This window comes from Sphingobacterium puteale (genome assembly GCF_003627955.1).
In the GTDB taxonomy this organism is placed as follows: Bacteria; Bacteroidota; Bacteroidia; order Sphingobacteriales; family Sphingobacteriaceae; genus Sphingobacterium; species Sphingobacterium puteale.
Genome location: NZ_RBWS01000016.1, coordinates 69055 through 80047, shown reverse-complemented (window position 1 = coordinate 80047; position 10993 = coordinate 69055). Strand labels below are relative to the sequence as shown.

Sequence of the window (10993 nt, the reverse complement as noted above, 5' to 3'; positions counted from 1 at the left end):
ATTATATGAATAAATTGAATTTTATCCTTATAGCCTTATGTGCTGTTCTTTTTCATAACCTATCCGCACAAGAGCGGGCAGATCGCTTAAAAATAGATTTTACAACAGATGATCTGGAAGAACTTTTAATGGCCCATCATCCAATTGTTAAGCAAATTAATCTATTGACTGAAACTGCTAAAGCCCAGGTTGTGCAAGCTGCGGGAAAATTTGACCCAACTATTTATTCGAATTTTAAAAACAAAAATTTTGGTAATACCAACTATTATAATCAGTGGAACAATGAATTAAAAATTCCATTATGGCTGGCCGGTGCGGACCTAAAAATCGCTTATGATCGAAATGTTGGAAATTACACCGATCCTCAATCAAGAACGAACAACGATGGATTGTCTGCCGTGGGTATCAGCATTCCACTGGGACAGGGCTTAGTAATTGACGGTAGAAGAAACACTTTACGGCAAGCAAAGGCCATGTTAAGTTATGTTGAGGCCGAGAAGATTAAACAGATCAATACCATTTGGTATCAAGCATTGTCCGATTATTGGAACTGGTATTTTGCCTATAGGCAATACGAACTTTTGCTGGAAGGCGTGAAATTAGCCGATACGAGATTTAAGGCGATCAGCGAACAGACAGCATTGGGGGATAAGCCACTAATTGATTCCGTTGAAGCAGCGGTTGTTGTACAAGAGAGGCGAATAGAACTGGTAAAATATGAAGTTGAACTTCAGAATGCAAGAATTGTGTTGTCCAATCATCTGTGGAATGCACAGCAACTTCCCGTTGAGCTTCCTGAGCATGCTGTACCTAATAAAACGGATAGTACAGCGATTTTGCCGGACAGTAAGGTGATTTTAGGACTTCTTGACTCCGCAAAAGTTGCACATCCCGAATTAATAAAACTTGCCAGTAAAAGCCAGCAATTAGTTTTTGAGGAACGTTACCGAAAGGAAATGCTCAAACCAAAGTTAAATATTTCAGGTACACTTATCTCAAGTCGTCACGGTTTCAATAATTTTATCCCCCCAGCATATGATTTTAACTGGCATAACTATAAATTGGGATTCGAATTTGCATTTCCTCTATTCATCCGTAGTGAGCGCGGAAAATTGAGGGAAGTAAGAATTAAACAAGATCATCTACAGTTTGAAAGACGTATTGAAGAGCGAAATATTTACAATGACATCATGAGAAAATATAACGATTTAAGTGCATATAGCAAACAAATTGAATTTCAGTCGGTAAATGTGCGTAATCAGGAGCGATTGCTTAAAGGTGAGTTGAATAAGTTCAGACTTGGGGAATCGACATTATTTGTTGTCAATAGCAGAGAAAATAAGCTGATCGAGATGAAGATAAAGCAGGAGAAACTTTTTACCGACTATCGGAAAGCGTTAGCAGAACTGTATTATAAGGCCGGAACTAAATTTTAATCTCATTTTAATTTTCCCCGTATTTTTAATCCTATTTTAATAAGCCTGTTTAAATTCTAATGAAAAGCTAATTTTAGCTTCATTCCGTTGCCATGCGTGGCCATTAACTTTGTTAAAAAAAATAATTGGGCATGGCAAAAACAACGCGTGTATTGATTCCAAGTGATTTTACAATTGATTCACTTTTTTTTGTAATCCATAGTATTGAGCAGTCTAAGGCCGAACAGCTGGATGTCATTTTGGTTTATGGAAATAAAAGCAGCACTTCAATCAGTGAGTTATTGGGAATAACACTTGAGGACCAGCTCAGCGATCTCCAGTCTGAGGATTTCTTGAAAGCCTGTCAGATAATCTGTCATCGGTATGAAAATCGCAAACTGAATATCTATACAGATATAATTGGTACAGACAATCCCAATTATTTACATCATTATCTGAACGGAGCCCGTATTGACGAAGTCAAGATTCCGACAGATTATCAATTTGAAAAAAGAACAAGACATTTTTTTGATGTTGGACAGGCTTTGTTGCACTTAAATGAAAACAAGCGTAAGCATGTAAATATTGTCGAAAAACCGGCAACAAACAAAACAGGAAGCAATGTCTTAGCGGATTTATTTTTTAACAAACAATGGGATGTTAACTATTAAAAGAAAAATACTGGCAAGATTCAACTTTGTCTTTTTGGCATTGTTGCTTTTTGGGGCATCAGCAATGGTCATGCTTTATGAAAACCCCGAACGACTTTTAGAAGGAGAGTGGGAAGAACAGGGCTGGTACTTTGAAAAGGTGGAGAAATCACCAACCTTCAAAAAACAGGCGATTATCCATGAAGGAATCAAAGATGCGGCCATCGCGCATTTGCCGCCATTACAGGATGGCCTATGGCATTTTGAAAAAATGGGTGAAAAGAATTTTGTGGCCCATCACAAGGATAAGCAGTATAACTGGTTTCTAAAAGGAAGGGGACATATCCTTGAGCTGCGTAAAAATAATGAGCTTGTGGAAAGCTTTATTATTCAGAAACTGAATAAAAACCAGCTCGTCTTACATCTCAACCTGGATATGCAAACGAAAGGAATAGCACGTATTGTGCTGAAAAAAGGAGGAAAGGAAAAATATGCTAAGGAAATATAGCAATCATCGAACGATTCAAGACAATATTAAGCTGGGCGGACTAACGGCATTTTCAGCTGGCATGGTCAACGTAGCTTCTGTTATTGTATTTTTTTCCTTTACATCTAATGTAACAGGATATTATGCCGTTTTTGCACAGGAGATAGCGAAAGGAAACTGGTATCAAGGGGCTGTCGTTTTGTTTTGGATATTGTTGTTTTTAATTGGAAGCATGTTTTCCAATTTGATTATCATCCATGGTAAGGGTAAGTTCAGCGCATACCTGACACATTCGATACCGTTGGTATTGGAGATTTTAAGTATATTGTTTGTCGGTATATATCTCGATATCTTCTATGAAGATTCGCTAAAGGAAACCGAAATATTGGTCGGGGCCTTATTGTTTGCGATGGGCCTGCAAAATGGACTGACGGCGAGTATATCCAATTCAGTTGTGAAAACAACCCATTTGACCGGCTTGACGACCGACTTGGCGATACTCATATCTATGTTTACCAAAGAATCCAATAGAAACAATAAAGATTTGGTAGATAAGTTTCATTTGCTGCTGACCATTGTCACTAGTTATGTAATGGGAGGGCTACTCAGCGGAATTTCATTTAATTATCTGTCCAATAAAACATTTTATGTCGTTTGTTTTGTGTTGCTGATAATTGGTTTGTATGATCACTACAAACTATATCTGCTCAAAAAGCAATTCGTAAAACGTCATCGCGAGGTATTGGTTTCCTAAATTTATTGGTGGTTATATAAAAAGGCCAATCATACCTCGTCGTATGATTGGCCTTTTTTATATAATTCTATCCAGGTGGTGCGGAAAGTCCTCATTCATCAACTGTTTATAATTGAGGCAGAATTGCTGAAATTTAATACGGGCATCATGCTGTTGATTGAGAGCAAACATCGCTCTTATTTCAGAAAATAAAGCCTGTTCATTTAACGGGTCCAATAGGAATACCGTATGCGCCAGCTCAATACTTTTTTTATGTTGATGTCCGAGATCCGCTTGCTGAAGTTCCGCCAGTAAAATGGGCAGCAAACTTTGCTCAACCTCAGCTTTTAAGGCATCAAAGATAGGCTGATCCAATCCCTGTAAAAACTTGCCTCTTTGGATGATCTGTATGAGTCTATTTTCATTGATATTGGAAGGATTTGCCATCAAATGGATGCATTCTAAATAATCACAATAGAATTCATTCGTCTCTTCGATAAAGAATCGGCCCTGTTTATATACAAGTTCTATTCCTGTAAACTCGCTCAGCACTTTTCGTAAATGATTGATCGTAACCCCTCTGGAGTTTTTTACCTTATCTTCTGATTTGTCAGGCCACATCATCAGGCTGAAATATTGTGAACTGATCCCCGACCTGTGGGACAAGATGAGGCAAAATGCCTGCTTCAGCTTTGTGCTAAATAAATGGGAAACATCACGTTTGTTTCGATCAAATGCACGAAACTCACCAAATAGAAAAATTGCATTTGCGCGAATATATTCATCATTTTGTCGCAATTGATTTGTCCCCGCTATTGGAGCGATAGGAAATGTTGATTCCTGTGTGATAGGAATAGTGCTTCTTTTCCTTCCGCTTCGTCCCCAGATAATGTAAGCGCCAAGCCCACATATTCCAAACAACATTAACAATAAGAGTACTTTGTGGTTTGAACGGTATGTCGGGAAGCTATTTAATTCAGCGAAGGTTATTGGCATCATATTTAACGAATAAACCTTTAGCGTCGATTGTATGTCATCTTTTGACTCTTGAACTAATATCAAAAGCCGTCCTAATTGCTTATCTGAATAAAGTTGGGCATGTGTACTTATTTTATCTGAATAGATCGGGACAGAGTCTCCCAATATATCAAAACTTCCATCTTGAATAGCAAAACGGTAGAGCTGGATATTGGATTTAGTCAGATATTCCGGATAGCATAAGGCATAGAAGTGAGCGCTATCAGGGAAGACCAAACCACGGGCAGGTACAATATGTTTGTCTTTCCAAACGATATCCCATTTTTTTGTGATTTTCTTGCTGTCTAGATTGATCTGATAGAAATCATAAAGATATTTTCGTCCGACAATGTGTTCACCGGATTCATTTCCCATACCGCCGAATATATAAGCTGTTCGATCCTTAGGTCCTTGGCCTGCTGTCAGAAAATAGCGTGGAAAAATTTTATCACCTGACCATCCTTCGACAGTTTGCCATTTGCCGGAGTCGAGGTCATAGCGCCTAAACTCGCCACTATAGGCCATATTTCCGTAACCTCCAAAAATATAGAACTGCCGACGTCTTTCATCATAAAAAGACCCATGATGGTTTAGCTCCTTTTTTATCAGGTCATAGCTTTCAACTTTCCATTCTAAATTTTCAAGATCAAGGCTGGCGACTGTAGGACCTAAGTAAGGTTGCGTATAAAAAAGCTCATAGACATATAGTTTATTTGTCATCGAGTCTATAAAATTGTTTCCTAAAACCAGTTTGACGGGACAGGGGTTATAAAAAGCGAGCTTCTTTGTCTGATTGTTTTTGACATTGAATATGGTAATAGAGTCCTGATTAAAATAATAAATCTCTTTTGTTCGTTGATTGTAGCTAGAACCGGCCTGTGATGGGGAACTGCCAGTAAAAATATTTTTCCATTTGTAAGAATCCACAATCAGCCAAGTGGGGTTGGAGACACGTCCATAAGCCTTGCCGTTTTCATCGTGGACAATATGACCTGTATTCTCCTTTAATGGAAAGGAGTATCTATTCGTTGCATTTCCAATACGTACATTTTTGACGGACATCATGGGTACATCGATCAGGTAATCACTTTTTCCAAAAATAACCTCAGGGCTATATTGTTTTGGTAGTTTCACCTTTGGAGACTGAAAGGTCCGATCCTGTATTTTGAGCTTGAATAGTTGCTCCTGAAGATCGAAAGTCAATTGGACGTCGATCCACTCTTCTTTAAATAGTCGCTGTTGGTTTATTTTTGCAATAATCAAACTACTTTTGCCCTCTTCATTCAGACGGAAGATACAATTTCCTGCCTCCTCGTCATAAAATAGATTGTAAACCGTGTTATTGTGTTTATTCTTGACACGGAAGATGTTGCCTAACGAGTTTGATGCATATATGGATAGCTGGAATGTTAGGGTAAACTGCTTTTCAAAAGAAACGTCTTTATTGTTGAACAATTCATAGGAGGTTCTTTTATCTATGGGTTCATGTCCGGCTCTAAACTTGAGCCCCTGAGATCGGGAAAGTATCGGAATTAAAAGTAAAAAAACTATATATATACAGCGTCGCATAGCGCAATCAAAAAAACTTAAACCAATAGTTGTCGACAAAGAGCTGTTCAATATAGAGATTGTCCCTTGTCGGCTTTTTATGAAATCGTAACGGTTAGGATATATCCCTTATCAATATCTTACAGGATTAAAAGTATGCAAAAAAAAGCGCGCAATAAAATAAAAGCTATGTTACAATCACGACAGGCATGCTATCTCCAATGATGATATAAAAAAATAGTCGCTTGGGTTATCGTTTTATTTTACGTTTTAACCCGATTTTAACCCAAAAATTAATCATTCGACATTACCTTGCGTTAGAATTCCTGCAGGTATTTCCAGTAGGAACTCGAACTAATTATAAATCGAAATCTTACTTATGAAAGTCTTTAAAAAGCTGCAATTTATTGTTGTTGCTTCCGTGTCAATGATGATTGTTCGGTACGCACATGGTGAAACACAAACTTCCTTTTCTGTTATCAATATTAATATCCATCAGCCTGTCCAAGAGCAAAACTTGGTCCGTGCGATGGAACTCGTTGACCGGGCTATGGAAGTTTATTTCTCAGCGGATAGGCAAGCCATGTATCGTTTCTATAATCCGGATACGGAGGTGCGCCCCGAAGAAAAGGCAAGCGTATGGATGTATTCCGCTTCGATAGAAGCTGTCAATGCAATATTAAATGGTCTTAGGCTGCAAAAAGAAAAAGGGAGTCCTGGCCTATTTGATAAACATTATCAGCGCTATGTTGAGCTATTGGCCCAGCTCCATGAAAATGCTGCTTATTATTTGGGGAACTTCAACCTGATTTCTTTTACACAAACTAAGGACTGGACCGTATATGCGGTGGACCGGGCGAGCGAAAAAGGCGGAGCTAACGTAACCGGTATCCTGAATGTTTATGACGATCAAATGTGGATAATACGGGAATTGATAGAAGCTTACCATCTGACCGGTAAAGATACCTATTTGAAAGAAGCAGAATATCTAACAGCTTACGTCCTGGATGGATGGGACTGCACCCGCAATAGTCAAGGAATTGAGAACGGTGGAATTCCATGGGGCCCCGGATATGTGACCAAACATGCCTGTAGCAATGCTCCAATGATTAGCCCTTTGGTCTGGCTGCATGAAATCTATAGGAAAAAGAACGATCAGATAACATATAATTATATCGATGCACAGGACAAGCAATCTCGTCGTTCTAAAATGCTCCGAAAAAGTGATTTTTATTTGGATTTTGCTAAAAGGATTTATGCTTGGCAAAAAGATCATTTATTGAATAATAAGGGCGTCTATGATGATATGATGGGCGACTGTTATCCAGATTGTACCATTGCATACGAAATTGTTGACGGCGTAAAATACCGAAAAAATACCCAATTAAGGAAAGCCGTCGGAACTTCTTTTTCCTATAACAGTGGTACAATGATTTCTGGCGCTGCCGACCTGTACCGGGTGACGAGATCTAAGGTCTATTTGGAAGAGGGAAAGGAACTGGCGAATGCCAGTTTCCGGTACTTTGCCAAGCTAGGTTCAGAGGTTCCGGCGCATTATACCTATGCTTCAGAGGGGTTTAACAATTGGTTTAATGGCATATTACTTCGGGGATTTCTTCAGATTTCTCCAGTCTTTGAAAAAGTAGGAAGTTACATGGACTCCTTTCAGCAGAATTTGGACTATGGGTATACCCATTTTTTGCGCTCCGGTTTATTACCACAGAACCTTCTTGGAGGGTGGCATGCAGACAAAGACAAAAATAATCTGGAAGGGATGTTCATGTTCGCTTATGCGGCACAGTATGCGATGCTGTCTCAATATGAGGCTGGCAAAAAGTGAAATGAATAAAAAGATCGACATAAGCAATTGTGATAAAAAAACGAATACCAATAAAAACCGAGCTTTCGAGCTCATGAAATACATCAGATAGCATAGTAACTATTTAAAAACCAATTTATTTAAATGAAAAAGGATATAGGGAAATCAAGGCGGCGACTCAGCACACTGCTCGTGCTGCTGGCGCTGGGCATTCCGTCCGTCGGATTGGCGCAACAGAAAAATGTCAGCGGAAAAGTGCTCGATAGTAACAATAAGCCAATTGCGGGAGTGACAATATCGGTTCAGAATGCCGATACTCGGATTGAGACAACCACTGACGCAGATGGTAGTTATTCCATTAGCGTTCCTGAAGGGAAAAAGCTTTTATTTAAATCACTAGGATTCAACGCTAAGGAAGAGCTTACAGACGGAAAATCCACGATTAATGTTGTCCTGCAAAGCGATGATACTCAGTTGGAAACTGTGGTCGTGGTCGGTTATGGAACGCAGAAAAAGCAATCTCTTACCGGGGCTATTTCCTCCGTAAAGGGGACGGAAATGCGGCAGACGAAAAATGAAAATCCGCAGAATATGCTGACTGGTCGTGTGGCTGGTGTACGCGTGTGGCAGCGGAGTGCAGAGCCGGGTGCCTATAGTGCTAATTTCGATATTCGTGGACTTGGTGCTCCACTGGTTGTAATTGATGGTGTGCCCCGTACGAGCGAAGACTTTCAGCGTCTGAATCCAAGTGATATTGAAGAGGTTTCGGTATTAAAGGATGCATCGGCAGCAATTTATGGGGTGCGTTCGGCAAATGGTGTTGTGCTGGTCACGACAAAAAAGGGAAAAGAAGGAAAGACTACGGTCAATTACAATGGTTCCTATACCTTCCAACGACCTTCGGGGTTGCCTGTATTGGCCGATGCAATCAGCGCGATGACGATCTACAACGAGAAGTCCATGAACAACATCGATAATCCGAAACTTATATACACCGAACAACAAATTGAGGCGTATAGGAATGGAACGAAGCGCTCCGCTGATTGGACATCATTAATTTTCTCAAAATATGCCCCACAGACTTCGCATGATCTTAGTATCTCGGGCGGAAGTGAAAAGGTTCAATATTATATCGGAGGGGGCTATTCTTATCAGGAAGGATTCTTTAAATCGGGTGATCTCAATTATAATAAATATAATTTACGCTCAAACATTACTGCGCAATTGGCCAAGGGATTAAAACTGGATCTGAATATTAGTGGTATGGCCGACCAGCAAAATAATCCCTATAACAGTTCCGTTGATATTATCAGGAATTATTGGCGTCAAGGCGTATTGTTTCCCGCCTATGCAGATCCCGAAAATACCTTGTTAAATTATGAAGGACTGGATTTACAACAAAATACGGTCGCAATGATGGACGCGGATATTTCCGGGTATCGCAAATTCAAAAAGAAGACTTTTCAATCCTCCGCAGCGCTGAATTACGACCTGAGTAATTTATCTCCCGCTCTTCAAGGGTTTTCCGCAAAAGCATTGATTGGTTATGATTACCGTGCGGATAATAATGCTTTTTTCAGAAAGGAATATTATCAATACGCATTTAATGCAACTTCCAATACCTATGAACAAAGACTCTATACACCAAGTGGCCCAAGTCAGATGAAAAGGGAATTTTTTGATAAACAGCAGCTATTGGGGCAATTTATGGTGAATTATGATCGAACTTTTGGCAGGCAACATAAGGTTTCAGGGGTTATAGGTTTGGAATCACAAAAAAATGATGGTGATAATTTCTATGCTTTAAAAAATCTGGCATTTGACTCGGATCGACTGTCAGCAGGAGTGGAGGACGGTCAGATGAGTTCCATGTATCCCGGGATAGCGGATTACTATAATGAAGCGAAATCCGCTTTATTTGGGAGAGCAAATTATGATTTTGGGGGGCGTTACATAGCCGAATTCCAGTTTCGGTATGATGGATCTTCGCGTTTTGCAAAGGGACATCAATGGGGATTTTTCCCCTCTGCTTCTGTGGGCTGGCGTATCTCGGAAGAGCCGTTTTTCAAGTCTAATGATGCACTTTCTTTTGTTAATCAGTTAAAACTGAGAGCAAGTTATGGCGCATTGGGTGATGATCAGATTAAAGATTGGGATTTTGGTTGGCTTCCGGGATATATTTATCCCGCAACCAGTGGTAATGCAGAAAATGGCTATAATAATCAATATGCTCCGGGTTATATTTTTGGTGGTAAATACGTTACTGGGGTTACTCGAAAACCTATTGCAAACGAGTTGATTACATGGTTTACTGCAAAGACTTTCAATGCAGGTATAGACTTCGAAGGCTGGAATGGTCTGTTTGGATTTACATTAGATTATTTTGAACGTACGCGGAATGGATTATTTAAACGTCCAGAAAGCGAATTCCCTACAGTGATCGGAGCTGTTCCGCCCTTGCAAAATGCGGATAGCGATCGTCATATGGGACTGGAACTGGAATTGAAACATCGCAATAAGATCAATGATTTCTCCTATAATATTCGCGCGATCGCCACAGTGACAAGAAATAAATATTTGGTTTCCGTTGAGAATGGACCTTATAGCAATTCCTACGATCGTTGGCGTAATGATAATCTCAATAATCGTTATCAAGGGATAGAGTTCGGCTACGAGTCCGCCGGTAGATATGAAAATTGGGAGGATATCTGGAGCTACCCGATTTATAAGGAACGTGATGTATTGCCCGGAGATTATAAGTATCTCGATTGGAATGGCGATGGCGAAATCAATGGTCAAGATGAGCATCCTTTTGCTTTTAATCAGACGCCTTGGGTTAACTATAGTATGAACCTTGAGACTTCTTACAAAAATTTTGATATGAACTTATTATTGCAAGGCTCTGCTCTCGGTTCCATGCAGTATAAAGAGCCTCTTTATGCAATATGGGGTATAAATGGTGGTGGAACATTGGAACAATATCTCGATCGCTGGCATCCTGTGGATCCTTTAGCTGATCCCTATGATCCAGCAACAGCATGGGTGAAAGGATATTATGCCTTTACGGGGAGATATCCAAAGGAAAACTCTGAATTCAATCGCGTCAGTACAGCTTACTTGAGATTGAAGAGTGTGGAACTAGGGTATACTTTCTCAAATCTAAAGCCTTCGTCAACGATGCGTTTACGCGTATATGCGAATGCCTATAATCTATTCACAATAACAGGCGTACGATTTGTGGATCCAGAACATCCGGATGATGACTTAGGTCGGATGTATCCATTGAATAAGACCTATTCATTAGGCTTATCGCTTACTTTTTAG

The 10993-nt window shown here is 39.7% G+C and carries 7 protein-coding genes; 6 read left to right on the top strand and 1 reads right to left on the bottom strand.

Annotation, left to right across the window (positions count from 1 at the left end):
• The first annotated feature begins 5 nt into the window (after window positions 1–5).
• The 4 genes from D7322_RS19870 to D7322_RS19855 all read left to right on the top strand — a co-directional run bounded on the left by D7322_RS19870 (window position 6) and on the right by D7322_RS19855 (window position 3306).
• A complete protein-coding gene (locus tag D7322_RS19870; RefSeq protein ID WP_121125980.1) occupies window positions 6–1436 on the top strand; it encodes a TolC family protein in 1431 nt (476 codons plus the stop codon).
• A 131-nt stretch (window positions 1437–1567) separates the two neighbouring features.
• Entirely contained in the window at window positions 1568–2086 is a 519-nt protein-coding gene (locus tag D7322_RS19865; protein WP_121125979.1) for a hypothetical protein, read from the top strand.
• Window positions 2073–2573 (top strand): hypothetical protein, encoded by a 501-nt coding sequence (locus D7322_RS19860; protein WP_121125978.1) that lies wholly within the window; start codon window positions 2073–2075, stop codon window positions 2571–2573. Before D7322_RS19865 ends, D7322_RS19860 begins: the two co-directional genes overlap by 14 nt.
• Window positions 2557–3306: a YoaK family protein gene (locus tag D7322_RS19855; RefSeq protein ID WP_121125977.1), complete on the top strand. Its 750-nt coding sequence runs from the start codon at window positions 2557–2559 to the stop codon at window positions 3304–3306. The genes D7322_RS19860 and D7322_RS19855 overlap by 17 nt, the downstream gene beginning before the upstream one ends.
• A 57-nt stretch (window positions 3307–3363) precedes the next feature.
• Here the strand turns inward: D7322_RS19855 and D7322_RS19850 are convergent, their stop codons facing one another.
• Complete coding sequence (locus tag D7322_RS19850; RefSeq protein ID WP_121125976.1) at window positions 3364–5871, bottom strand: kelch repeat-containing protein; 2508 nt, start codon at window positions 5869–5871, stop codon at window positions 3364–3366.
• A 358-nt stretch (window positions 5872–6229) separates the two neighbouring features.
• Between D7322_RS19850 and D7322_RS19845 the strand changes: the two genes are divergently transcribed.
• Entirely contained in the window at window positions 6230–7690 is a 1461-nt protein-coding gene (locus D7322_RS19845; RefSeq protein ID WP_220700130.1) for a glycoside hydrolase family 76 protein, read from the top strand.
• A gap of 123 nt (window positions 7691–7813) precedes the next feature.
• Window positions 7814–10993 (top strand): SusC/RagA family TonB-linked outer membrane protein, encoded by a 3180-nt coding sequence (locus D7322_RS19840; RefSeq protein WP_121125975.1) that lies wholly within the window; start codon window positions 7814–7816, stop codon window positions 10991–10993.

Bases quoted from the DNA above. Each gene is read 5' to 3' on its own strand.
- D7322_RS19870 (WP_121125980.1), top strand. From the start codon at position 6: ATGAATAAATTGAATTTTATCCTTATAGCCTTATGTGCTGTTCTTTTT.
- D7322_RS19865 (WP_121125979.1), top strand. From the start codon at position 1,568: ATGGCAAAAACAACGCGTGTATTGATTCCAAGTGATTTTACAATTGAT.
- D7322_RS19860 (WP_121125978.1), top strand. From the start codon at position 2,073: ATGTTAACTATTAAAAGAAAAATACTGGCAAGATTCAACTTTGTCTTT.
- D7322_RS19855 (WP_121125977.1), top strand. From the start codon at position 2,557: ATGCTAAGGAAATATAGCAATCATCGAACGATTCAAGACAATATTAAG.
- D7322_RS19850 (WP_121125976.1), bottom strand. From the start codon at position 5,871: ATGCGACGCTGTATATATATAGTTTTTTTACTTTTAATTCCGATACTT.
- D7322_RS19845 (WP_220700130.1), top strand. From the start codon at position 6,230: ATGAAAGTCTTTAAAAAGCTGCAATTTATTGTTGTTGCTTCCGTGTCA.
- D7322_RS19840 (WP_121125975.1), top strand. From the start codon at position 7,814: ATGAAAAAGGATATAGGGAAATCAAGGCGGCGACTCAGCACACTGCTC.